This window comes from Pseudarthrobacter sp. 05T312, from assembly GCF_056396685.1.
Map to the genome: position 1 here is coordinate 67,565 of NZ_JBFTLY010000005.1, position 22,538 is coordinate 90,102.

Here is a 22,538-nt window from a genome sequence, read left to right on the forward strand (position 1 = left end):
ACCCGGCGCGGGGGCTGTTCCCCGCCTACAGTGCCTTGACCGCGCCCAGCACCTGGGCCAGCGAGTCCTTGGCATCCCCGAACAGCAGGGATGTCTGGGGCTCGTACAGCAGGTCGTTCTCGATTCCGGCGAATCCCGGGCGCATGGAGCGCTTCAGGAACACCACCTGCCGGGCCTCCGCCACCTCCAGGATGGGCATCCCGTAGATCGGGGACCCGGAGGACGTCTTGGCGGCCGGGTTCACCACATCATTGGCACCCACCACCAGGGCCACATCGGTGGTCTTGAACTCCGGGTTGATCTCCCCCATCTCCTTGAGCGATTCATAGGGCACATTGGCTTCCGCCAGCAGAACGTTCATGTGGCCCGGCATGCGCCCGGCCACGGGATGGATGGCAAAGTCCACTTTGATGCCCCGCGCTTCCAGGGCCAGGGCCAGCTCGGCAGCCGTGTGCTGGCCCTGCGCCACCGCCAGCCCGTAGCCGGGGACGATGATCACCCGCTGGGCATACCCCAGCAGCACCGCCACGTCCTCCGCCGAGGACGACCGGACCGGACGTTCGCTCACTGCCGTGGACCCCGCCGTCGAACCTCCCCGGAAAGCGCCGAACAGGATGCCTGCCACGCTCCTGCCCATGGCGGCCGCCATGGCCCGGGTGAGGATGGTGCCGGAGGCTCCCACCAGGGTGCCGGCCACCACCAGCAGGACGTTGCCCAGCACCAGGCCCGAAGCCGCGACGGCCAGGCCGGTGAAGGCGTTCAGGAGTGAGATGACGATGGGCACGTCGGCGCCGCCCACGGGCAGCACCAGGAGGACACCGGCGGCAAGGCCCAGGACCAGCAGCAGGACCGCAAGCGGAACAGCTCCGGTGAGGACCACGGCCACGCCGGCCGCCACGGCAGCCAGCAGGACCAGCGCCATCACCACGGGAAGGCCCGGGAAGACCACCGGCCGGGTGGTCATCAGTTCCTGCAGCTTGGCGAACGTAATCCCGGAACCGGCGAAGGACACCGCGCCCACCAGGAGCGTGAACACAATCGCCACCCGGACCCAGGGGTTTTCCGCGTGGCCCAGCTCCAGGAGCGCCACCAGGGCCGCCGCGCCGCCGCCCACCCCGTTGAACAGGGCCACGAGCTGCGGCATCTGCGTCATTTTCACCCGCCGCGCCACGGGCGCCGCCACCGCGGAACCCACGGCGATGGCGGCCAGGATCCAGGGGATGTTCTCGAGCCGGGCGGACAGGAAGACGGTGACGACGGCGATCAGCGCACCAAGTGCCCCCACCAGGTTTCCGCGGCGGGCCGTCCGGGGGGAACTGAGTCCGCGCAGGGCGAGGATGAAGCAGACCGCAGCGGCGAGGTAGAGCAGCGAGGTCCAGACGGGGTCAAGAAGGCTCATTTATTGCCTGCCTCGGGCTGGGCGCCTGCCTTGGCCGGGGCCTTCCTGGCATGGAACATGTGCAGCATCCGGTCCGTCACCACGAACCCGCCCACCAGGTTGGCCGTGGCGAGGACGACGGCGAGCAGCGCCACCGCGAGCACCAGCGGATCGGCGGCCTGGCCGGCGACGATGATGGCCCCCACCAGGATGATCCCGTGGATGGCGTTGGCGCCGGACATCAACGGCGTGTGCAGGGTGCTGGAGACCTTGGAGACCACCTCGAAGCCAACGAACACCGCCAGCACGGTGATGGTCAGCAGGGCGATTCCGTCCATCAGCGTGTTCCTTCCTGTCCCGCTGCTGCCGTGGCCGTCCGCGCCGCGAGCAGCTCCGCGGTGGGACGGTGCCGCACCTCCCCGGCGTGGGTGAGGCAGGCACCGGCCACTACTTCGTCGTCGAAATCCAGCGTGAGGCTGCCGTCATGGACCAGGAGTGCCAGCAGGTTGGCGACGTTCTTGGCGTAGAGGCGTGAGGCGTCCGACGCCATCGCGGAGGCCGGATCCTTCAAGCCCACCAGGGTGATGTGTCCGGTTCCGTCGGCGGTGGGAATGGGGATGTCCTGGCCTGCCACGGAGCCTTCAACATTGCCCCCGGATTCCGCGGCGAGGTCCACCACGACCGAACCGGGGCGCATGCCCTGGACCATCGCGCGCGTCACCAAAAGCGGCGCGGGACGGCCGGGGACTGCCGCCGTCGTGATCAGGACGTCCGATTGCGCCACGTGGGGTGCCAGCAGCTGCCGCTGCCGGGTTCCGGCGTCGGAGCTGAGCTGCCGCGCGTAGCCGCCGGCCGCTTCAGCGGTTTCCAGGTCCAGCCGGATGAAGGTGCCGCCCATGGACGCAACCTCGTCGGCGGAGGCGGGGCGGATGTCGTTCGCGAAGACGCGTGCACCGAGCCGTTTGGCGGTGCCGATCGCCTGCAGCCCTGCCACGCCGGCGCCGAGCACCAGGACGCGGGCTGGCGGGACGGTTCCCGCCGCTGTCATGTACAGCGGGAAGAACCGGGGCAGCCTGATGGCGGCCTCCAGGACGCAGCGGTAGCCGGCCACCAGGGCCTGGGAGGTCAGGGCGTCCATGGACTGGGCGCGGGAGATGCGGGGCACCAGTTCCAGGGCGAAGGAGGTGATTCCGTTGTCAGCGAGCGCCTGGACCGCGGGCAGTTCGGACGACGGCGACGCGAGCCCCACCGTCACGGCTCCCTTTTGCAGGGACGCGGCGGTGTTCGGGTCAAGGGGCCGGACGTGGGCCAGGACATCCAGGGCCGTAGTGTCCAGTACCGGGACGATGGTGGCACCGGCCTGCTGGTAGCCGGCATCGGCATGCCCGGCGGCGTCCCCCGCCCCGGTTTCCACCAGGACGTCCAGTCCCATCGCCGCCAGTTGCCTGACGGTATCGGGAGTGGCGGCGACGCGCCGCTCGCCCTCCCTGCGTTCCCGCGGAATCCCCAGTTTCACCCGCCGACTCCTCTTCCTGACGAGCTGTGCAGCGGCTCTGCTGCACGCAGTTGGCTTGAGTCTAGAGCGCGGCGGCCCGCGGCGGGAGTAGCCGGCGGGGAGGTTGTGGGTAACGATTCGCCTGTCAGCCCGGGACTTCCCGGTCTGCGGCGTCCCCCGGGCTAGACCGGTTGGGGCTACTTGTTGCTGGCGCGGATGGCGTCGGCCACGCTTTCCAGATGGACGCGCATGGCCTCTGCGGCGGCGTCGGCATCGTGCGCGCAGACGGCATCAATGACGGCAAGGTGCTGCGGGAGCGAGACGGCCGGGCGTCCCGGCTGGCGTGCCAGGCGGAACTGGAAGCGGACGGCCTGTCCGCGGAGACGTTGGATGGTTGCTGCCGCGGTCTTCTGCGCACTCATGGCAATGATCTTTTCGTGCATCGCCTGGTTGCCTTCCGAGTAGGACTCCCGGTCTCCGCGGTCCACGGCGCCCTTCATCCGCTCGGCCAGCTCCTGCAGCTCCGCAATGTCACTGTCCGTGGCCCGTTCCGCGGCTTTGCGGGCACACAACGCCTCCAGCGCAGCTCGCACCTCGGTGATTTCAACGGCCTCGTCCACGGAGACGGCACGCACCCTGGCCCCGCGGTTCTGGACGCGCTCCACCAGGCCTTCCACGCTCAACTCCGAGAGGGCCACCCTGATGTTTCCGCGGCTTGCTCCGTACTCGGCAGCGAGGTCACCTTCCACCAGGCGCTGGTTGGGAACCAGTTCCCCGCTGACGATGGCGGTGCGCAGCAGCTCCGCGAGCTCGGCAGCCGTGAGGGCCCGGCCCGTTCCATCCACGGTTTCCACTGCCCACCATCTCCCTGTTCGGCCGGTTGCCAATTTTGCTGACAATTTTCCGGATTCAGCGTACTCCAGACTTGTCCGCCCCGGCCCGGGAAAACATTGATTGTTAGCTATATTGCTGACAACATTTGCTTGTGCGGTTATCGAGTTAGAACGGCGCCGTTCGGCAGGCGCCCCTGCCAGGAGCATGCGCGATGATTATTGACATCCACGGCCACTACACCACGGCCCCGGACGCCCTTGGGTTGTGGCGTGACCGGCAGGTGGCGGCCCTCCAGGATCCTTCACTGGCGCCATCCCGCACCGACCTGGCGATTTCCGACGACGACTTGCGCGAAAGCATCGAGGCGAACCAGCTGCGGCTCATGGATGAGCGTGGCATCGACCTCACCATCTTCTCGCCACGGGCGTCCTTCATGGCCCACCACGTCGGTTCCTTCGAAACCTCGGCGGAATGGGCTGCCATCTGCAACGAACTCTGCCACCGGGTCAGCCGGCTCTACCCCGAACGGTTCGTCCCGGCCGCCATGCTCCCCCAGTCCCCCGGCGTGGACCCTGCAACCTGCCTCCCCGAACTGACGCGCTGCGTGGAGGATTACGGGGCCGTGGCCCTGAACCTGAACCCCGACCCGTCCGGCGGCTACTGGACTGCCCCGCCCCTGACTGACCGGCACTGGTATCCGGTCTACGAGAAAATGGTGGAGTACGGCATCCCAGCCATGGTCCATGTGAGCACCAGCGCCAACCCGGCCTTCCACACCACCGGCGCCCACTACCTCAATGCGGACACCACCGCGTTCATGCAGCTCATCCAGGGAGACCTGTTCAGGGACTTCCCCACCCTGAAGCTCATCATTCCCCACGGCGGCGGCGCAGTGCCCTACCACTGGGGGCGCTTCCGCGGCCTTGCCATGGCCCTGGGGAAACCCGAACTGGAAGAACACCTCCTGCAGAACGTCTTTTTCGACACCTGCGTCTACCACCAGCCCGGAATCGACCTGCTGCTGGAAGTCATCCCCACGCAGAACATCCTTTTCGCCTCCGAAATGATCGGCGCGGTCCGGGACATCGATCCGTGGACCGGCCACCATTTCGACGACACGGCACGCTACATCGACGCCGCCGGCCTCGACGAGGCCGAACTCGGTGCCATCCATGAGCACAACGCACGTGCCGCCTATCCGCGCCTTGACGCCCTGCTCAAGCGGCAGGGCAGGTGAGATGCCGTCGAAGGGAACCATGATGCAGGAACTTGGGGTGGTCCACACCAACATCACCCGCGCGCCGGGGGACGCCGTCAAGGCCCTCTCCGCCTTCGGCGTCAGCACGGTCCATGAAGCCATGGGGAGGCTGGGACTCATGCGCCCTTACATCCGTCCCGTCTACCCCGGCGCCACCCTGTGCGGGACCGCTGTGACCGTCCTGCTGCAGCCCGGCGACAACTGGATGCTGCATGTCGCGGCCGAACAGGTCCGGCCCGGAGACGTGGTGGTGGCCGGCTGCACCACCGAATGCGAGGACGGCTTCTTTGGCGAGCTGCTGGCAACATCGCTCCGGGCGCAGGGTGCAGCCGGCCTGGTCATTGACGGCGGCTGCCGCGATGTGGCAGCCCTACAGGCCATGGACTTTCCCGTGTTCAGCCGGGCCATCAACTCCAAGGGCACCGTGAAGGCCACCCTCGGCTCAGTGAATATCCCGGTGGTCTGCGCCAACGCGCTGGTGAGCCCCGGGGACGTGGTGATTGCCGACGTCGACGGCGTGGCCGTGGTCCCTGCCTCCCGTGCCGCCGACGTCGCGGAAGCCGCCCGGAAACGCGAAGACAACGAGAAAGCCAAGCGTGGGCGCTTCGCAGCAGGAGAGCTGGGCCTGGACATCTACGGCATGCGCGGACCGCTGGAGGAAGCCGGACTGCGGTACGTGGACTGAAGCCCGGGCTCCTGCTAGCCCCGGGCTGTAAGGTCGGCGGAAATCAGCTTGGCGGTGGCAACGATCTCCTGCGCCACCGATGCCAGGTACGCCTGCGGGTCCGGTTTGGCCTCCACGGACTGGGCCTGCAGCGACACGTTCACGGCCGCCACCACCTTGGCCCCGTCGTACACCGGCGCGGCCACGGACATGAGCCCCAGCTCCAGTTCCTGGTCCAGCAGGCACCAGCCCTGGGCCCGGACGCTGTCAAGGACCGCCACCAGCTGGTCCACGGAGCCCAGGGCGCGCGGAGTGAGCGGCCTGACCTCGGCGGACGCCAGGTAGGCCTTCAGGTCCGCGGGCGGGAGGTAAGCGAGCAGCACCCGGCCCATCGAGGTGGCATAGGCCGGGAACCGGGTGCCCACGGTGATGCCAACGGTCATGATCCGGCGGCTGGTCACCCGCGCAATATAGGCGATGTCCGTTCCGTCCAGCACCGCGGCGGACGTGGATTCGCCCAGCTTGAGGGACAGCTCCTCCAGGTGCGGCTGTGCGAGCTGCGGCAGCGACAGCCCGGAAAGGTACGCGTACCCCAGCTGGAGGACCTTGGCGGTCAGCGCAAAGGTCTTGCCGTCGGTCCGTACGTAGCCGAGCTCCACCAGCGTGTGCAGGAAGCGGCGCGCCGTGGCCCGTGTCAGGCCAGTGCGGGAGGCGACCTCGGTGAGCGTCATGACGGGACGGTCGGCGTCGAAGGCACGGATTACCGCCAGCCCCCGGGCCAGCGACTGGACATACTGGTCGCCGGCCTGCGGGGCGGGCCTGGTGTCGGTACCTGCGGCGTCGGTCATGGTTACCAATCCTAGGACGCGCCCGGGTCCTGGCGTCCGGCGACGGGCGTGGCCTTCAGCGGGACGGGCACCAGTTCCTGGAGTTCCTCGAGGGTGCAGCCGAAGGTTTCCCGGACGGAGACCCCGTCCGGGCCGATGAGGAAGACAGCCTTGTCCGTGTAGACGCGGGTGACGCAGCCGACGCCGGTGATCGGGTAGGTGCACGCGTCCACGATCTTCGAGGCGCCCTCGCGGGTCAAAAGCGTCATCATCACGAAGACGTCCTTGGCACCGGTGGCCAGGTCCATGGCACCCCCGACGGCGGGAATCGCCCCGGGGGCCCCGGTGTGCCAGTTCGCGAGGTCACCGGTGGCGGAGACCTGGAAGGCGCCCAGGACGCAGATGTCCAGGTGCCCGCCGCGCATAATGGCGAACGAGTCCGCGTGGTGGAAGTAGGACGCACCGGGGAGTTCGGTCACCGGGATCTTGCCGGCGTTGATCAGGTCGCCGTCGATCTGGTCGCCCTTGGCTTCCGGGCCCATGCCCAGCATGCCGTTCTCCGTGTGGAGGGTGATGTCCTGTTCCTCGGTGAGGTAGTTGGACACCAGGGTGGGCTGGCCGATGCCCAGGTTCACGAAGGACCCGGGCGCGATGTCCCTGGCCACCAGTTTGGCCAGGTCATCGCGGCCCAGCGGCGTTTCGGACGTCTTGATGCTGGTTTCGGTGAGGCTCATCTCAGGCCGCCTTTCCTGCTGCGCTGCCGCTGCCGGCAACTTTGACGATGCTGTTGACGTAGATCCCCGGGGTGACCACGTTCTCCGGGTCCAGTCCCCCGGTCGGGACGATTTCGGAGACCTGGACGATGGTGCGCTTCGCGGCCGCGGCCATGATGGGACCGAAGTTCCGGGCGGTCTTGCGGTACACCAGGTTGCCCTTGCCGTCCGCCTTGAGGGCCTTGACCAGGGCGACGTCGGCGTGGATGGGGGTCTCGAAGACCTGCCACTTGCCATCGAGGAAACGGGTTTCCTTGCCCTCGGCCAGCATGGTGCCGTAGCCGGTGGGGGTGAAGAACCCGCCGATGCCGGCCCCCGCGGCGCGGATGCGTTCGGCGAGGTTGCCCTGCGGGACGAGTTCGAGCTCGATTTCGCCGGCCTTGTATTTGGCGTCGAAGTGCCAGGAATCGGACTGCCGCGGGAACGAGCAGATCATTTTCTTCACCCGGCCCTCCTTGATCAGCAGGGCCAGGCCCTGGTCTCCCTGGCCGGCGTTGTTGTTCACCACGGTCAGGTCCGTGGCGCCGCAGTCCAGCAGCGCGTCGATCAGTTCGAACGGCTGGCCGGCGTTGCCGAACCCGCCGATCATCACGGTGGAGCCGTCCTTGATGCCGGCGACGGCGTCCTGGACCGAATCTACGAAGTTCAGCATTACTGGTCCTTTCCAGTGTTGGTTCCGGCGGCGGTCATGTTTTCGAGCACGACGGCCAGGCCCTGGCCCACGCCGATGCAGATCGCGGCGACGCCCCAGCGTTCGCCGGAGGCCTGCAGGGACCGGGCCAGGGTGCCCAGGATCCGGGTCCCGGAAGCGCCCAGCGGGTGCCCCATGGCAATCGCCCCGCCGTGCCGGTTCACGATCGAGTGGTCAACACCCCAGGCGTTGATGCAGGCCAGGGACTGCGCCGCGAAGGCTTCGTTAAGTTCGACGGCGCCCACCTGCTCCCAGCCGATCCCCGCCTTTTCGAGGGCCTTGTTCGCCGCCTCGACCGGGGCGTAACCGAAGTACTGCGGATCATTGGCGTGCGCGCCGCGCCCGGCGATACGCGCCAGCGGGTCCAGCCCCAGCAGCCCGGCGGCCGCCTCGGAACCGATCCAGGCCGCGGAGGCGCCGTCGGACAGCGGGGACGCGTTACCGGCGGTAACAGTGCCGTTCTCTGCCCGGAACACGGTCTTCAGCCCCGCGAGCTTCTCCGCCGAAGACCCGGCACGGATGCCTTCATCGCGGACCAGGTCCGTGCCGGGGACCGGGGTGACCAGGTTGTCGTAGAACCCTTCGTCCCAGGCGGCGGCGGACAGGTTGTGCGAGGCAGCGGCGAACTCGTCCTGCGCCTCCCGGGTCACACCGTACTTTTCACGGAGCCGCTCAGTGGCTTCGCCCAGGGAGATGGTCCACTCCTTGGGCATCGCCTTGTTCACCAGGCGCCAGCCCAGCGTGGTGGACGCCAGGGTCATGTCCCCGGCCGGGTAGGGCTTCTCCGTCTTGGGCAGCACCCATGGGGCGCGGGACATCGACTCGGCGCCACCGACGAGCATCAGGTCGGCGTCGCCGGCGTTGATCTGGCGGGAGGCAATAATAGCCGCATCCAGCGAGGACCCGCAGAGCCGGTTCACCGTGGTGCCCGGGATGGAAACCGGGAGCCCGGCCAGCAGCGTGCCCATCCGGGCGATGTTGCGGTTCTCCTCACCGGCACCGTTCGCGTTGCCGAACACCACTTCGTCGATCCGCTCGACGTCGAGGGACGGCGCCCGCTTTACGGATTCCTTGATGACGTGCGCGGCAAGATCGTCCGGACGGACGGCAGCAAGGCCGGAGCCGAACTTGCCGAAGGGGGTGCGCACAGCGTCGTACACAAAAGCCTGGTTCACGGGGTGGTATCCATTTCTCGAAAGACCTGCTGGGCGGTCTTGAAGGCGGTGTTGGCGGAGGGGACTCCGCAGTAGATGGCGGTCTGCAGCAGGATTTCCTTGATCTCATCCCTGCTGAGGCCGTTCCGGAGGGCGGCGCGGATGTGCATGGCCAGCTCCTCCCAGTGGCCGTGCGCCACCATGGCGGTGATGGTGACCGCTGAGCGCATCTGGCGGGTCAGGCCGGGCCGGGTCCAGATGCCGCCCCAGGCGATGCGGGTGATCATGTCCTGGAAGTCGTCGGTGAATTCGTCCTTGTTGGTGTTGGCGCGGTCCACGTGCGCGTCACCGAGCACTTGGCGCCGGACCGCCATGCCGCCGTCGTAGATCTCCTGGCTGGTGGCGCCGGGCTGGACTACGCCGTGGCGCTGCGCCCCGTCGTGTTCAGCGCCGCTCACTGGGCGGCCTGCCGTGATTCGGCCCAGGTGGCCAGGCTGCGCATCAGGTCCGCAACATGGGCCGGGGCCTCCGCGGGTGCCAGGTGGGAGATGCCCTCCACGGTCACCGCCGTCGCGGTGCCGCCCGCTGCGGTGATACCCGCGGCCACTTCCTCGGCCATGGCGGGCGTGGCCACACCGTCCAGGGACCCGGCGATCACCTGGGTGGGGACGGTGATGCTGCCCAGCTCTTCCCGGACGTCGAAGGCGGCCAGCGCTTCGCAGCAGAAGGCGTAGCTGAAGCGGTCGGCGTCGCGCAGGGCATGCAGGAGCCTGCTGCTGAACTCGGGTTCCCGGTCCATGAAGCCCGGCGCGAACCAGCGCTGGGCGGACCCCTGGATCATCACGGGCGTGCCCTGCGTGCGGACGGTTTCCGCGCGCTCCAGCCAGCCTTCGGGGGTGCCAATCTTGGCGCCGCTGTTCTGCACGGAGAGGCTCTTCAGCCGTCCACCGTGCTTGATGCCCAGCTGCAGGCCCACCGCGCCGCCCAGGGAAACCCCGGCGTAGTGGAAGTTTTCGCCGGGGGCGATGGAGTCCACCAGGTCCACCACGGCATCAGCGAGCGCGGCGACGTCGAACCCTTCGACGGCGGCGGGCGAAACCCCGTGGCCGGGGAGGTCCCAGGCCACTACGTCGTAATCATTGCCGAGCAGGGACGCCACCCTGTTCCACAGGATCGTGGAGGTGCCCAGGGACGGGCCTGCCACGATCAGGGGGTGGTCGCCCAGGGGACGTTGGGGGGACAGCAGCGCTGCCTTCAAGGCCGGCTTAGCCACGGGAAGCTCCATTCGCGTCGGTGGTGGTGGAATCAAATTCGGGGTAGGCGGCAAGGATGCGGCGGGTGATCTCCGCCGATTGGCCCAGGTAGCTGGCGGGGTCCAGGAGTTCCTCCAGCCGGGCGTCCGGGACGACGGCGGCGGGGACGGCTTCGCGGAACAGCCTGCGGTACGTTCCGGCTTGCTCCGAAGGAGGTGCTTCGAGGGTCCGGTCCACCACCTGTTGCAGCTGCTGCTTGCCGGTGCGCCCGTCCTGCTCCGCAAGCAGCGGAGCCACGGCGGCGGTGACGCCTTCGGCCAGCAGCAGCGGGCCGGACAGGTCGAGGTTGCGGCGCATGCCGTCCGGGAACACCCGGAGCCCTTCGGCGAGTTCCCGCAGGTGGCCTGCGGCGCCGAGGGCCAGGGCCAGCAGCTGGCGGAGGGCCGGCCATTCGGTGTGCCAGGCGCCGTCCGGGCGTTCGTCGTTGAAGTTGGCGGCGGCCACGTGCAGCTGGGCGGCAAGCTGCGGTGCCTGCAGCGCGGCGCTGCGGACCAGGACGGACAGCACCGGGTTCTGCTTCTGCGGCATGGCCGAGGAGACCCCGCGCCCGGCCGCCCGCGGCTCGGCGACTTCAGCCACCTCGGGCCGGCTCAGGAACAGGACGTCGGCGGCGATCTTTCCGAAGGCGTCCAGCGTGGAAGCCAGCGCATGGCCCAGGGACGTGATGGCCAGGCGGTTGGTGTGCCAGGGAGCCGCGGCCGGGGCGAGGCCCAGCTGGGCCGCCAGGGCGTCGGCCAGGGTGAACGGCGTGGCGTCGGAGCCAGCCGTCAGCACGGTTCCGGCAGCGAGTGTTCCCGCCGCTCCGCCGAACTGGACCGGGAATTCAAGGTTTTCCAGTTGGCGCCCTGCGGCAGCCACGCCCTGGAACCACTGCGCGGCCCGCAGCCCAAACGTATACGGAAGCGAATGCTGCGTCAGGCTCCTGCCCACGCACAGCGTGTCCGCATGCTGCCCGGCAAGGTGTGCCAGCGCAGCCGTGGTGCCTTTCAGGTCTGCCAGCACCGCGTGGACGGTGTTGCGGGCCAGCAGCATCAAGGCAGTGTCCAGCACGTCCTGGCTGGTCAGGGAGGTGTGCACGGCCTTTGCGGCACCAATTCCCGCGGCATCGAGCGCCGCTACGTTCTTCCGGAGGTCCGCCAGCAGCGGGATCACCGGGTTGCCGCCGCCTTGGGCGCGCAGCGCGATACCGGCCAGGTCGTAGCGCCCCGCCTCGGCGGCGGAGGCGACGACGGCGGCCGCACCGGCCGGTGCCAGCCCGGCCCGTTGCAGCACGGCGGCCCAGCCGGCTTCGACGGCGAGGATGGCCGCCAGCACGGCCCGGTCCCCCGTCAGCGCCGCCACCAACGGCGACGCTGAGACGGGGGTGAGCAGGCCGGCGTCGGCCTCTTCCGCGAAGGCGCGCAAGTCTCCCAAAGCGGCGGCGTGGGTCACTGGAAGTCCAGGAAGACCGTCTCGCCCTCACCCTGGAGGCGGATGTCCCAGGTGAGGCCGCCGTCGGCGTCGCGGCGGGCGATGAGCGTCTTGCGGCGCTCCGGGTCCAGCGAGCTGAGCAGGGGATCGTTGGCCAGTGCCTCGGTGTCCTCCGGCAGGTAGATGCGGGTGAACAGCCGGTTGGTCAGGCCGCGGGCGAAAAGGGCCACCGAAATGAACGGTGCCGCTCCCGGCTTGGTGGGGCCGGGGTTGACGGTAGTGAAGGTGAAGACGCCGGAGTTGCCCACGGCGCCGCGGCCCCAGCCGGTGAAGGTGTAGCCGTCGCGGACCAGGGAACCGGTGCGCTGGACAACCTTGCCGTCCGCGTCGGGCTGCCAGATTTCCAGGATGGCGTCCGGGATGGTGTGGCTGGCCCCGTCGTACACGGTGCCCTGCAGGCGGATGGAGCCCGGGAAGCCGGGAGGCAGGAGTTCGTTGTCCTTCTCGAACGGGAGCGCGTAGCCGTAGAAGGGGCCCACGGTCTGGCCGGGGGTGGGTACCAGCTTGGTCATCTTTCCTACTCCTCGTCGCCTTCGGCGCCGAGCGCCTCGTTTTCGGTCCAGGTGCGCTTCGGGCCAGTCAGGACGATGTCCCAGTTGTAGCCCAGGGCCCATTCGGGCTCGGTGATGCTGTGGTCATACGTGGCCACCAGCCGGTCGCGGGCGTCCTGGTCCACGATGGTCTGGTAGATCGGGTCCAGCGGGAACAGCTGGTCGCCGGGGAAGTACATCTGGGTGATGATGCGCTGGGTGAACTCGGTGCCGAACAGCGAGAAGTGGATGTGCGCCGGCCGCCACGCGTTCAGGTGGTTCTTCCACGGGTACGCCCCGGGCTTGATGGTGATGAACCGGTAAGAACCGTCCGGGCCGGTGATGCAGCGGCCAATACCCGTGAAGTTGGGGTCGATGGGTGCGGGGTGCTGGTCACGCTTGTGGATGTAGCGGCCGGAGGAGTTGGCCTGCCAGATTTCCACGAGCTGGCCCGCCACCGGGCGGCCGTCGCCGTCCAGGACCTTGCCGGAGACGATGATGCGCTCGCCCAGGGGCTCGCCGTTGTGCTGGATGGTGAGGTCCGATTCCAGGGCGTGCACGTCCTGGTGCCCGAAGGCCGGCGAGTACAGCTCGATGGTTTCCGGGTCCGCGTGCTGCAGGCTCTTGGTGGGGTGGCGCAGGATGCTGCTGCGGTACGGCGGGTAGTCCAGCCGGGGCTGGATCTCCGGCCGGCCGCCGTCCTTGAGCGCGCGGCGGTAGGCCTCGCCGATGGCGTTGATCTCTGCGCTGAGGTCCGCCTGCGACTCGATGGCCTTGTCCAGGGGCTGGTGGGCAGCCTTCGGTTCGGCCGGGGGCACGAGCTCCTCCGACTCCAGCTCGGCGTTGATGTCTTCCTTCACGGCTGGCTCCTTTCTGATCTGTTGGGTTTGTTGCGTCTGGGTGGTGCGGGTTTAAGTGGTGCGGTGCAGCGAGTCGTACTGGACCGCGTGCCGTACCGGGGCGTTCGGGGCGCCGTAGCCGTCGTAGCCGCCGCGGCGTTCGACCATTTCGAAGAACACGCTGCCCACGGTCGCGGTGTAGAAGTGCAGGAACTCGCCGTCGGCATCCCGGTCGAAGAGCAGGTTGAGCTCCTGCAGGGTGGCCAGGAATCCGGGTTCCAGGTCGAACCGGGCGTCCAGGTCCTCGTAGTAGTTGGCCGGGATCTGCAGGAATTCCAGGCCGCGCTCCCGGGCGGCCCGGGCGGTGGCCACGAGGTCCTCCACGGCGAAGGCGATGTGTTCCTGGTAGGTCTTGCGGGCCTCGTGCCGGGCCTGCTGGATCGGGGCGAGGTTCAGGACCAGCCGCACCGCGCCGTCGGAGGTCTGCATGACCTGCGAGCGCACCAGCCCGCTGGGGCTGGGAACCTCGGCGAATGGCTGCGGCTCCAGGGCCAGGGCGCTGGTGTAGAAGAGGACGGCTTCATCGAAGTGCTGCCAGGGCTGGGCCAGGTTGACGTGGTCGATGACCGCCGTGGTTCCGGCCGAGGGGTGTTCCAGCCCTTCGCCGAATTCGTGCGTCCAGGCCGCGGTGCCGTCCGGGCTGCCCTGGCAGAGGAAGATCTCGGTGGAGTCCGGCGCGGCGATGCCCTGGAACACTTCCTCGTCCGCCTGGACCTTGCGGGCCACCACGGGGGCCTTGAGCTGCTGGGCGCGGGCTGAGGCGATCACGGGGGAATCGACGTCGAATCCCAGCGCCGCGATGGCCGGCTCAGCGTGCTGCGCCGCCTGCTCGTTGATGATGACCCGGGCCTGCCCCATGGTCCACAGCTGCACGTCCTTGGTACGGTGGCGGCCTTCGAACTGGAACCCGAGCTGGCCCAGGAGCTTCTCCAGCTGGGCGGTATCGTCCGCTTTGACCTCGGCGAAGTTGAAGCCGGCGGGCTCGTTGACCTTGGGCAGCGTGGCAAGTTCCATGGGATAGCGACGGCGGAGCGCGGCTGCGGTGCCGGGTGCGGCTTCGGTGCCGGCGAGCCATTTGGCACTTTGCTCCTCCAGCCAGATCAGGGACCGCATGGCATCCACCGCGGTGCGCTCGACGTCCGACTGGCGGAAGACGTCGTTGAACACCTCGAGCGAAACCGGCCCGGTGTAGCCGGCGCGGACCACGTGGCCCATGAACTTGGCCAGCTCGAACTGTCCCTCGCCCGGGAACACGCGGTAATGGCGGCTCCAGGACAGGACGTCCATGGAGAGCTTGGGGGCGTCCGCCACCTGGACGAAGAAGATCTTTTCCGGGTTGATGTCCTCGATCGGGGCAGTGTCCCAGTCGCGGGAGAGGATGTGGAAAGAGTCCAGGCAGGTGCCCAGGTTGGGGTGGTCCACCATGTCCACCAAACGGTAGGCATGCTCGTAGTCGTTGACGTACTTGCCCCATGCCAGGGCTTCGTAGGCGACTTTGACGCCGTGGTCCCCCGCCAGGTTTGCCAGCTGCGCCAGCTGTTCGGCGCGGACGCCGTCATCGTCGATGGTGGCGGTGGCCACGTTGGAGCAGACCAGGATGGTGTCCATGCCCAGGCGCGCCATGAGCTTGAACTTGGCCTCCGCGCGCCGGAGGTTGGCCTTGAGCAGGTCCGGGGTGACGCCGTCGAAATCGCGGAAGGGCTGGTACAGGTCCAGGCCGAGGCCCAGGTCCGCTGCCATCCTGCGTACGTCCTCGGGGCTCAGCGGTGAGGTGACCAGGTCCTGCTCGAAGATCTCAATCCCGTCAAAGCCGGCGATGGCGCAGGCCTGCATCTTTTCCTTCAGGGTGCCGGAGAGGCACACGGTGGCGATTCCGGTGCGCATCAGGCGGCCACCGCCTCGGCGGCCACAAGCTCCAGGAAGTGGGAGCGCATGCGTTCCGGGTCAGCTTCCAGCCCGGTGAAGATCCGGAAGGCGTCGGCTGCCTGGCCCACCGCCATCCGGCCGCCGTCCAGGACCTCGCAGCCCTTGGCGCGGGCGCCGCGGACCAGTTCGGTGTCGATGGGGCGGTAGACGATGTCCGCCACCCAGTGCCGGGGCTCCAGCAAATCCATATCCAGCGGGACGCCCGGGTGGGCTGCCATGCCTACCGGCGTGCAGTGCACCAGGCCGTCGGCCACGCGCATCAGCTGCGGCAGCTCCGTCGTCGTGCGTGCCGTCACGGTGCTGTCCGGGAAGAAGCCTGCCAGTTCGGCGGCCCGCGCCGCGGCGCGCTGCGGATCCATGTCCACCAGGTCAAGGGATTGCACACCTGCGCTGAGGAGGGCGTAGGCGACGGCGGAGCCGGCACCTCCTGCGCCGAGCTGGACCACGCGGTCCAGCCGCGCGCCGGGCAGGCCGGATGCCAGGGCGGCAGCAAAGCCGGAGAAGTCCGTGTTGTGGCCGATGAAGCGGCCGTCCCGGATGACCACGGTGTTCACGGCACCGAGCCGCCGCGCGTCCGGGCTGACCTCGTCCAGGTGCTGCAGGACCAGCTGCTTGCAGGGATGGGTGATGTTCAGGCCGTTGAAGCCCAGGGTGCGGGCACTGTCCAGGATGGCGCCCACCGATTCCCCGGTCAGCCCCAGTTCCAGCAGGTCGATGGGCCGGTACAGGTAGCGCAGGCCCTGCACGTCACCTTCCCGTTCGTGCATGGGCGGCGTGAGCGATGGCGTGACGCCGTCACCAACCAGTCCCACCAGGTAGGACTCAGTTCGAATGCTCATGCGTGCAGCTCCTTTGGTACGGCACCGGGCAGGCGCGGACTCAGGCCGCGCTGCGGGGTGATAGGGATTACAGTACAACAGATGTTCACTTATCGCACTTATGTTCTTTATACGAACAAACGGGTGGCGAGAAGTGGGCGTGCGCCGAGCGCGCTATCGCTGCGGCAGCCGGGCCGCCAGCTCGGCGGCAGCCTCCTGCAGCAGGGGAACATGGGCGATCAGGTCCGCCAGGTCCAGCCGGAAGACGGGAACCGCCGTTGCCAGTGACGCGAAGGCGTGACCCTGGCTGTTGAGCAGCGGCACGGCAACCGCCCGCATGCCGGCCTCATTCTCTTCATCCATGACGGCGTACCCCTGCCGGCGCACCTGGGCAATCTCGGCCCGGAACGCCTCCCGGTCCGTGATGGACTTCCCGGTCAGCGGCTCAAGCGGCAACTCTGCGAGGAGCTTTTCGCGCTCCGCATCCTCGGCGAATGCCACCAGGGCCTTTCCGACGGCGGTGGTGGACAGGGATCCCAGGTGGCCGGGGTCGCTGGTCACCCGGAAAATCTGCGGGCCGTCCACCTTGCTGACAGTGAGATGGTGGAGGCCGTCGCGGACGCTGAGGATGGTTGCTTCACCGGTTTCGGCAGTCACCCTGCGCAATACCGGCATGGCCGTGCCGGCGAAACCGTGGTGGTTGGAAACGCGCTGGCCCAGCTGGAAGATCCGGAGGCCGAGGTGGTACCGGCGGCCATCCGGCTCGTAGTCCACGAATCCATCGCGCGCCAGTGATCCGAGCAGGCGGTAGGTGGTGCTGAACGGCAGTTCCGCCCGGCGGGATATTTCGGCGGCACTTGCACCGCGGGGCTCCTCCCCCAGCAGCACCAGCAGTCCCAGGGCTTTGCCCACCATGTCCGTGCGGTCCGCCGCCTTCCTGGCCCCCGCCCTGGTTGCACCCTCGGGCTCTTCGGCCAGCGCGGCTGGGTCCGGCTGAACGTCGTCGTTCATTGTGGCTTGGTTCACACTCATGCTTCGATATTGCCACAATGTGAGAGCTATTTCTAGATGGTGATTATTTTCTTGACAGGTGACTGTCCTCACAGTCATAGTTTCTGTATCGCACAAGTAGCTCCCACCATGTGGCTACCCCTGCCGGGTCTTTCTACCGGACTCCAGCCGCATCCCCGCCCGCACCAAGGCAACGGCGGCTGCGGACCCCAGATCCATCCGCGACAATGTCGTCACACCAAAGGAACACCATGAGCCAGACACTTCCGTCCGCCGGGGAGGGCGCCCTCACCCACGCCGGGACGCCCAAGAGGGCCGCCGTCGCCAGCTTCCTGGGCAGCGCCGTCGAATACTATGACTTCTTCATCTTCGGCTCCGCCGCAGCACTGATTTTCCCCACGGTCTTCTTCCCCAACGCCGATGCCAACGCATCCATCATGTCCTTCGCGACCTTCGGGTTCGCCTACGTGGCACGTCCCATCGGCGCGATCATCCTGGGCCACTTCGGCGACCGCGTGGGACGCCGGAAGGTCCTGATGTTCACCCTGCTGCTCATGGGTGCCTCCACCTTCATCATCGGCTGCCTGCCCGACTTCCACACCGTTGGCTGGTGGGCCCCGGCGCTGCTGGTGCTGGCCCGCCTTTGCCAGGGCCTCTCCGCGGCAGGCGAGCAGGCAGGTGCGTCCTCCATGACCCTGGAGCACGCCCCGGACAACCGCCGCTCCTTCTTCACCTCCTGGACCCTCACCGGCACCCAGGGCGGCCAGATCCTCGCGGCCCTGGTGTTCATCCCCGTCCTGGCACTGCCGGATGAGATCAAGTACGGCATCGGCTGGCGCATTCCCTTCTGGCTCAGCGCCGTGGTGGTCGTGGTGGCATTCCTCATCCGCCGCACCCTGCACGAGCCGCCCGCGTTCGAGGAAGCCCGGAAGAACGCCGAGATCGCCAAGCTTCCCGTGGCGGACCTGCTCAAGGGCCACTGGCGCGACGTCCTCCGCGTTATCTGCTGCGCCTTCATCGCCGCCGTCTCCACCGTGTTCGGCACCCTCGCCATCAGCTACGCCAAGACCGTGGCCGGCGTGGACGGCACCACCACCCTCTGGCTGGTCGTGGCCGCCAATATCGTGGCCCTGGGCACGCAGCCGCTCTTCGGAATGCTGGCGGACAGGATCGGCCGCAAGCCCGTCTTCATCTACGGTGCCCTGGCCAGCGCCATCCTGACCCCCGTGTTCCTGCTCAGCCTGGAATCCGGCAGCGTCGCGCTGATGTTCCTTGCCGCCATCGGCTACTTCTCCGGCGGCTATGCAGCAGCCAACGCCGTCTGGCCGTCCTTCTACGCCGAGATGTTCAGCACCAAGGTCCGCTTTTCCGGCCTGGCCATCGGCACCCAGCTGGGCTTCCTGATGGCAGGGTTCGCCCCGGCAATCGTCGCCGCCATGGGCGGCATCAAGCCCGGCGGCTGGGTCCAGATCAGCATCTTCACCGCCATCATCTGCGCCGTCGCAGCCGTATCCGCCCTGACGGCAAAGGAATCCTTCCGGACGCCCACCAAGCTGCTCGGCCTGAAGTAGGCCGTCCGCCGCGCACAGACTGGCCCGGTTTTCAGGCCGGAGAGCCCGCCATTCCCCCAAATGGCGGGCTCTCCCCCGTTAAAACCGGACCCGTCTGCGCGGACGCGCCGCTGCGGCTACCGGCCGGTCTCCAGCACCGAGGCGAGGTCGAAGTTCACCGGCTCCTCCAGCTGCGCATACGTGCAGGATTCCGGGTCCCGGTCCGGCCGCCAGCGGTTGAACTGGGCGGTGTGGCGGAACCGGTCGCCCTCCATGTGGTCGTAGCGGACCTCGACCACCAGTTCGGGCCGCAGGGGCACGAAGGACAGGTCCTTCCCGGCACTCCAGCGGCTGCCCTCGGCGTTGCGCGGCGTCCGTTCGCCCTCCTCCTGCTTGGCCCAGGCCCAGGGGTGGTTGTCGAAGTCCGTCACCAGCGGCTGCAGCTCCTGGAACAGCTCCTGCCGGCGCTTCATGGGGAAGGCGCCAATCACTCCCACGCTGGCCAGGCCGCCGTCGTCCTTGTAGAGCCCCAGCAGCAGCGAGCCGATGGCGTCCGGCCCGCTCTTGTGCAGGCGGTAGCCGGCCACCACGCAGTCCGCGGTCCGCTCATGCTTGACCTTGAACATCACCCGCTTGTCCGGCTCGTACCGGCCGTCCAGCCGCTTGGCCACGATGCCGTCCAGCCCGGCCCCCTCGAACTGCTCGAACCACTGCGCGGCGGTGTCCTTGTCCGTGGTGGCGGCGGTGAGGTGGACGGGCGCCTTGCTGCCGGCGAGCGCCTTCTCCAGCGCGGCCCGACGCTCCGAAAAGGGCCGCCCGGTGTAGTCGTCGCCGCCCAGGGCCAGGAGGTCGAAGGCCACAAAGCTTGCTGGAGTCTGTTCCGACAGCATCTTCACCCGGCTGGCGGCGGGGTGGATGCGCTGCTGCAGGGTATCGAAATCCAGCCGGTCCCCCGACGCCCCCACCAGGATGATCTCGCCGTCCACCACGCAGCGCGGGGGCAGGTTTTCCTTGAGCGCGGCCACCAGTTCCGGGAAGTAGCGGGTCATGGGTTTTTCGTTGCGGCTGCCGATTTCCAGGTCATCGCCGTCACGGAAAATGATGGACCGGAAGCCATCCCATTTGGGTTCGTAGCTGAGGTCTCCGGTGCCGGGGATGCCGTCGATGCCGCTGACGGCCTTGGCGAGCATGGGCGGGACGGGCGGCATCACGGGAAGTTCCATGTGCCCATTCTTGCCCGGCCGGCGGCCCGGGCGGTAGGGCGGCGCGCCCGCTTCAGGCCGCCAGCAGCCACACGACCAGCACCAGCGCCGGTGCAGCGGCCGCCGTGGAGAGCAGGATGGTCTCCCGCGCCACGGCCACCCCGCGCCCATACTTGCTGGCGAACAGGAACACGTTCTGGGCCGAGGGCAGCGCAGCCATGAGCACCACCCCCAGGAGCATGTGGTGGTCCAGGTTGAACAGGAAGCGTCCGACGACGTATGCCACGGCAGGCATCGCAGCGGACTTCAGCGCCGTGGCAGTGAGGATTTCGGCCGTGTGCCCGCCGCTCCGGAGCATCCTGGTGCCGCGCAGCGACATGCCGAAGGCCAGCAGCACCACCGGGACAGCAGCACCTCCGAGCAGGGTGAGCGGCGCCATCACCGGGGCGGGCAGCTCCACGTGGAACGCCGCCAGGACCACACCCAGGAGCGAGGCGATGATCATCGGGTTGCGGAAGGGCTGCGTGAGCATCAGCCGGGGCGAGAACCGGCCGGCTTCCGAGAGGTCCAGCAGGGTCAGGACCAGCGGGGCGAACAGGAGGAGCTGGACCAGCAGGACCGGGGCCACCGGGGTTGCATCCCCCAGGGCATAGAGCGTGATGGGGATGCCGATGTTGTTCGCGTTGACGTAGGAGCCGGCCATGGCACCCACTGCGGTCTCGGCCAGGGGCCGCCGGAACCAGATCCGGCTGGCGGCCACGTATAACAGCGCGGTGGCCGCCGCCGTGATCATGGCCAGCGGAACATAGGCGGAAAAGACCACGGACAGGTCCGATTTCAGCACCACCGTGAACAGCAGGACCGGGTTGGTGATGAAGAAGGCGGTGCGGGTCAGGGCGTTGATGGTGGGTTCATCGCCCAGGCCGCAGCGCGCCGCAAGGTATCCGACGGCAATGACGACGCCGATCACCGCCAGTCCGATCAGCACACCGCCCACGTGGGGTACTTCCTTCCCGTTCCGCCGTGCACCACCGCAGGAAGGCAGTACTACAAGTTCACAACTTATCGAATAAGGAGCGCTCTGCCAGCACGCGTCCACGGACTGGCCTTCCCCGCCGCCCGTCGTCGTGCTTTGTGAAAAGATCAACCATGCGCGCCATGCAACACTCCAGCAAACTCCGCAATGTCCGTTACGAACTCCGCGGTCCCATCCTTGAGGCCGCCAAGAACATGGAGGCTGAAGGGCACCGGATCCTCAAAATGAACCTCGGGGACACGGCACCTTTCGGGCTGGAAGCGCCCGAGTCCGTAGTGGTGGACATGATCCACCACCTTCGCGGTGCCCAGGGCTACAGCGATTCCAAGGGAATCTTCACGGCCCGGACCGCCATCTCGCAGTACTACCAGACCCGTGGCCTGATGAACATCGGGGTCGAGGACATCGTGGTCGGCAACGGCGTCAGCGAATTGATCTCCATGTGCCTGCAGGCCTTCATGGAGAACGGCGACGAAATCCTGGTTCCCGCCCCGGACTACCCCCTGTGGACCGCCGCCGTGACCCTGACCGGCGGCAAGGCCGTGCACTACATCTGCGATGAGGCGGACAACTGGTGGCCGGACATGGCCGATGTTGAAGCGAAGATCACCAACCGCACCAAGGGGATCGTGATCATCAATCCGAACAACCCCACGGGCGCCGTCTACCCACGGCACATCCTGGAACAGTTCGCCGGCCTGGCCCGGAAGCACAACCTGGTCCTGTTCTCCGACGAGATCTACGAGAAAGTGCTCTACGGCGACGCCACGCACATCCATACCGCGGCCGTGGCCGAGGACGTCTGCTGCCTGACCTTCAGCGGCTTGTCCAAGGCCTACCGGATGCCCGGCTACCGTGCGGGCTGGGTGGCCATCACCGGCCCGCTGGCCGCCACCGCCGCCTACCGTGAGGCCCTGGAACTGCTGGCGTCGCTGCGCCTGTGCGCCAACGTTCCCGCGCAGCACGCCATCCAGACCTGCCTTGGCGGGTACCAGAGCATCGACGCGCTGGTGAAGCCGGGCGGGCGGCTGCGCGAGCAGCGGGACCTTGCCCACAAACTCCTTACTGCCATTCCCGGCGTCACCTGCGTCCCGGCGTCGGGCGCCATGTACCTGTTCCCGCGCCTGGACCCGGACCTGTACCCGATCGAGAGCGACGAAAAGTTCGTGCTGGACCTGCTCCGGGACCAAAAGATCCTGGTTTCCCACGGTTCGGCGTTCAACTGGCCCGCGCCGGACCACTTCCGTTTCGTCATCCTCCCCTCGGTGCTTGACATCGAGGAAGCCGTCCGGCGGATTTCCACGTTCCTGGCCGCCTACCGCGGCGGGGCAGCTGCCTGAAACCGGGCGGGCGCGAAGAACTAACCGCGCCCTAACCGCGGTGAAACCGGCGCGCAACATTCCCGGCCCACACTGGTAGTGCAGGCAAGAGCCGGCACCAGCTCCAGCCAGGAGGCCCCGCGATGTTGAAGAAAGCGACCACGCATGTAACACGAGTCCGCGCCCTGGACCAGCTCCACCGCGGCGATGAAATCGAAGCCCGCCTGTCAGTGGGGCCCTCCTATGACGACGTGGTGATCCGCCGCGGCAGCGTGCAGGAAACAGCGCCCGGTATCGGCGTGGTCTGGATCCTTGACCGCATCAGCGGGGTGCGCAAAGCCATCAATACGGACGAGTGCAGCGTCTGGCGGCTGGCATAGCGGGACCGGG

The 22,538-nt window shown here is 68.0% G+C and carries 23 protein-coding genes; 5 read left to right on the forward strand and 18 right to left on the reverse strand.

Going from position 1 to position 22,538, the window contains the following annotated elements; all coding sequences use genetic code 11:
- Positions 1 to 25: 25 nt before the first annotated feature.
- From AC1DIP_RS09405 to AC1DIP_RS09420, 4 genes are all read right to left on the reverse strand, one after another.
- Positions 26 to 1,399, reverse strand: coding sequence for an NAD(P)(+) transhydrogenase (Re/Si-specific) subunit beta (locus AC1DIP_RS09405; protein ID WP_477733567.1), 1,374 nt, complete (start codon positions 1,397 to 1,399; stop codon positions 26 to 28).
- Positions 1,396 to 1,716, reverse strand: coding sequence for a proton-translocating transhydrogenase family protein (locus AC1DIP_RS09410; RefSeq protein ID WP_476208032.1), 321 nt, complete (start codon positions 1,714 to 1,716; stop codon positions 1,396 to 1,398). Before AC1DIP_RS09410 ends, AC1DIP_RS09405 begins: the two co-directional genes overlap by 4 nt.
- On the reverse strand, positions 1,716 to 2,894 hold the full coding sequence (locus AC1DIP_RS09415) for a Re/Si-specific NAD(P)(+) transhydrogenase subunit alpha (protein ID WP_476208033.1): 1,179 nt from the start codon (positions 2,892 to 2,894) through the stop codon (positions 1,716 to 1,718). Before AC1DIP_RS09415 ends, AC1DIP_RS09410 begins: the two co-directional genes overlap by 1 nt.
- 176 nt (positions 2,895 to 3,070) lie before the next feature.
- Positions 3,071 to 3,727: an FCD domain-containing protein gene (locus tag AC1DIP_RS09420; RefSeq protein WP_476208035.1), complete on the reverse strand. Its 657-nt coding sequence runs from the start codon at positions 3,725 to 3,727 to the stop codon at positions 3,071 to 3,073.
- A 191-nt stretch (positions 3,728 to 3,918) separates the two neighbouring features.
- On the opposite strand from AC1DIP_RS09420, the gene AC1DIP_RS09425 reads away from it, so the two are divergent.
- Positions 3,919 to 4,944, forward strand: a complete 1,026-nt coding sequence (locus AC1DIP_RS09425; RefSeq protein ID WP_477733568.1) for an amidohydrolase family protein — start codon at positions 3,919 to 3,921, stop codon at positions 4,942 to 4,944.
- A 22-nt stretch (positions 4,945 to 4,966) separates the two neighbouring features.
- Positions 4,967 to 5,650, forward strand: coding sequence for a 4-carboxy-4-hydroxy-2-oxoadipate aldolase/oxaloacetate decarboxylase (gene ligK / locus AC1DIP_RS09430; protein ID WP_477733654.1), 684 nt, complete (start codon positions 4,967 to 4,969; stop codon positions 5,648 to 5,650).
- Positions 5,651 to 5,664: 14 nt separating this feature from the next.
- Here the strand turns inward: ligK and AC1DIP_RS09435 are convergent, their stop codons facing one another.
- From AC1DIP_RS09435 to AC1DIP_RS09490, 12 genes are all read right to left on the reverse strand, one after another.
- Positions 5,665 to 6,477, reverse strand: coding sequence for an IclR family transcriptional regulator domain-containing protein (locus AC1DIP_RS09435; protein WP_477733569.1), 813 nt, complete (start codon positions 6,475 to 6,477; stop codon positions 5,665 to 5,667).
- Between the two features lie 11 nt (positions 6,478 to 6,488).
- On the reverse strand, positions 6,489 to 7,190 hold the full coding sequence (locus tag AC1DIP_RS09440) for a 3-oxoacid CoA-transferase subunit B (RefSeq protein WP_477733570.1): 702 nt from the start codon (positions 7,188 to 7,190) through the stop codon (positions 6,489 to 6,491).
- Between the two features lies 1 nt (position 7,191).
- A complete protein-coding gene (locus tag AC1DIP_RS09445) occupies positions 7,192 to 7,881 on the reverse strand; it encodes a 3-oxoacid CoA-transferase subunit A (protein WP_477733571.1) in 690 nt (229 codons plus the stop codon).
- Positions 7,881 to 9,095 (reverse strand): thiolase family protein, encoded by a 1,215-nt coding sequence (locus AC1DIP_RS09450; protein WP_477733572.1) that lies wholly within the window; start codon positions 9,093 to 9,095, stop codon positions 7,881 to 7,883. Before AC1DIP_RS09450 ends, AC1DIP_RS09445 begins: the two co-directional genes overlap by 1 nt.
- Positions 9,092 to 9,532 carry a 4-carboxymuconolactone decarboxylase gene (gene pcaC, locus AC1DIP_RS09455; protein WP_477733573.1) on the reverse strand — a complete coding sequence of 147 codons (441 nt, stop codon included), beginning with the start codon at positions 9,530 to 9,532 and terminating at the stop codon, positions 9,092 to 9,094. Before pcaC ends, AC1DIP_RS09450 begins: the two co-directional genes overlap by 4 nt.
- The gene (locus AC1DIP_RS09460) at positions 9,529 to 10,347 is read right to left on the reverse strand and encodes an alpha/beta fold hydrolase (protein WP_477733574.1); all 819 of its coding nucleotides are present in this window, start codon (positions 10,345 to 10,347) and stop codon (positions 9,529 to 9,531) included. The genes pcaC and AC1DIP_RS09460 overlap by 4 nt, the downstream gene beginning before the upstream one ends.
- Complete coding sequence (locus AC1DIP_RS09465) at positions 10,340 to 11,818, reverse strand: lyase family protein (RefSeq protein ID WP_477733575.1); 1,479 nt, start codon at positions 11,816 to 11,818, stop codon at positions 10,340 to 10,342. The genes AC1DIP_RS09460 and AC1DIP_RS09465 overlap by 8 nt, the downstream gene beginning before the upstream one ends.
- Positions 11,815 to 12,369 (reverse strand): protocatechuate 3,4-dioxygenase subunit alpha, encoded by a 555-nt coding sequence (gene pcaG / locus AC1DIP_RS09470; protein WP_477733576.1) that lies wholly within the window; start codon positions 12,367 to 12,369, stop codon positions 11,815 to 11,817. Before pcaG ends, AC1DIP_RS09465 begins: the two co-directional genes overlap by 4 nt.
- 5 nt (positions 12,370 to 12,374) lie before the next feature.
- Positions 12,375 to 13,247, reverse strand: coding sequence for a protocatechuate 3,4-dioxygenase subunit beta (gene pcaH / locus AC1DIP_RS09475; protein ID WP_477733577.1), 873 nt, complete (start codon positions 13,245 to 13,247; stop codon positions 12,375 to 12,377).
- A gap of 51 nt (positions 13,248 to 13,298) precedes the next feature.
- Positions 13,299 to 15,170, reverse strand: coding sequence for a bifunctional sugar phosphate isomerase/epimerase/4-hydroxyphenylpyruvate dioxygenase family protein (locus AC1DIP_RS09480; protein ID WP_477733578.1), 1,872 nt, complete (start codon positions 15,168 to 15,170; stop codon positions 13,299 to 13,301).
- Positions 15,170 to 16,051: a shikimate dehydrogenase gene (locus AC1DIP_RS09485; protein WP_477733579.1), complete on the reverse strand. Its 882-nt coding sequence runs from the start codon at positions 16,049 to 16,051 to the stop codon at positions 15,170 to 15,172. The genes AC1DIP_RS09480 and AC1DIP_RS09485 overlap by 1 nt, the downstream gene beginning before the upstream one ends.
- Positions 16,052 to 16,204: 153 nt before the next feature.
- Positions 16,205 to 17,062, reverse strand: a complete 858-nt coding sequence (locus tag AC1DIP_RS09490) for an IclR family transcriptional regulator (protein ID WP_477733580.1) — start codon at positions 17,060 to 17,062, stop codon at positions 16,205 to 16,207.
- Positions 17,063 to 17,292: 230 nt separating this feature from the next.
- On the opposite strand from AC1DIP_RS09490, the gene AC1DIP_RS09495 reads away from it, so the two are divergent.
- Positions 17,293 to 18,612 carry an MFS transporter gene (locus tag AC1DIP_RS09495; protein ID WP_477733581.1) on the forward strand — a complete coding sequence of 440 codons (1,320 nt, stop codon included), beginning with the start codon at positions 17,293 to 17,295 and terminating at the stop codon, positions 18,610 to 18,612.
- A gap of 116 nt (positions 18,613 to 18,728) precedes the next feature.
- On the opposite strand, the gene AC1DIP_RS09500 is transcribed toward AC1DIP_RS09495, so the two are convergent.
- Together AC1DIP_RS09500 and AC1DIP_RS09505 are read right to left on the reverse strand one after the other, a co-directional pair.
- Entirely contained in the window at positions 18,729 to 19,814 is a 1,086-nt protein-coding gene (locus tag AC1DIP_RS09500; protein WP_477733582.1) for an ATP-dependent DNA ligase, read from the reverse strand.
- A gap of 52 nt (positions 19,815 to 19,866) precedes the next feature.
- Positions 19,867 to 20,790 carry an AEC family transporter gene (locus tag AC1DIP_RS09505; protein ID WP_477733583.1) on the reverse strand — a complete coding sequence of 308 codons (924 nt, stop codon included), beginning with the start codon at positions 20,788 to 20,790 and terminating at the stop codon, positions 19,867 to 19,869.
- A 152-nt stretch (positions 20,791 to 20,942) separates the two neighbouring features.
- Between AC1DIP_RS09505 and AC1DIP_RS09510 the strand changes: the two genes are divergently transcribed.
- Positions 20,943 to 22,169, forward strand: coding sequence for an aminotransferase class I/II-fold pyridoxal phosphate-dependent enzyme (locus AC1DIP_RS09510; RefSeq protein ID WP_476208064.1), 1,227 nt, complete (start codon positions 20,943 to 20,945; stop codon positions 22,167 to 22,169).
- 122 nt (positions 22,170 to 22,291) lie between these two features.
- Positions 22,292 to 22,528 carry a hypothetical protein gene (locus AC1DIP_RS09515; protein ID WP_476208066.1) on the forward strand — a complete coding sequence of 79 codons (237 nt, stop codon included), beginning with the start codon at positions 22,292 to 22,294 and terminating at the stop codon, positions 22,526 to 22,528.
- Positions 22,529 to 22,538 lie beyond the last annotated feature (10 nt).

Coding starts and splice junctions, on each gene's coding strand:
- AC1DIP_RS09405 (WP_477733567.1), bottom strand. CDS start 1,399: ATGAGCCTTCTTGACCCCGTCTGGACCTCGCTGCTCTACCTCGCCGCT.
- AC1DIP_RS09410 (WP_476208032.1), bottom strand. CDS start 1,716: ATGGACGGAATCGCCCTGCTGACCATCACCGTGCTGGCGGTGTTCGTT.
- AC1DIP_RS09425 (WP_477733568.1), top strand. CDS start 3,919: ATGATTATTGACATCCACGGCCACTACACCACGGCCCCGGACGCCCTT.
- ligK (WP_477733654.1), top strand. CDS start 4,967: ATGCAGGAACTTGGGGTGGTCCACACCAACATCACCCGCGCGCCGGGG.
- AC1DIP_RS09435 (WP_477733569.1), bottom strand. CDS start 6,477: ATGACCGACGCCGCAGGTACCGACACCAGGCCCGCCCCGCAGGCCGGC.
- AC1DIP_RS09440 (WP_477733570.1), bottom strand. CDS start 7,190: ATGAGCCTCACCGAAACCAGCATCAAGACGTCCGAAACGCCGCTGGGC.
- AC1DIP_RS09445 (WP_477733571.1), bottom strand. CDS start 7,881: ATGCTGAACTTCGTAGATTCGGTCCAGGACGCCGTCGCCGGCATCAAG.
- pcaG (WP_477733576.1), bottom strand. CDS start 12,369: ATGACCAAGCTGGTACCCACCCCCGGCCAGACCGTGGGCCCCTTCTAC.
- AC1DIP_RS09480 (WP_477733578.1), bottom strand. CDS start 15,170: ATGCGCACCGGAATCGCCACCGTGTGCCTCTCCGGCACCCTGAAGGAA.
- AC1DIP_RS09485 (WP_477733579.1), bottom strand. CDS start 16,051: ATGAGCATTCGAACTGAGTCCTACCTGGTGGGACTGGTTGGTGACGGC.
- AC1DIP_RS09490 (WP_477733580.1), bottom strand. CDS start 17,062: ATGAGTGTGAACCAAGCCACAATGAACGACGACGTTCAGCCGGACCCA.
- AC1DIP_RS09495 (WP_477733581.1), top strand. CDS start 17,293: ATGAGCCAGACACTTCCGTCCGCCGGGGAGGGCGCCCTCACCCACGCC.
- AC1DIP_RS09500 (WP_477733582.1), bottom strand. CDS start 19,814: ATGGAACTTCCCGTGATGCCGCCCGTCCCGCCCATGCTCGCCAAGGCC.
- AC1DIP_RS09510 (WP_476208064.1), top strand. CDS start 20,943: ATGCGCGCCATGCAACACTCCAGCAAACTCCGCAATGTCCGTTACGAA.
- AC1DIP_RS09515 (WP_476208066.1), top strand. CDS start 22,292: ATGTTGAAGAAAGCGACCACGCATGTAACACGAGTCCGCGCCCTGGAC.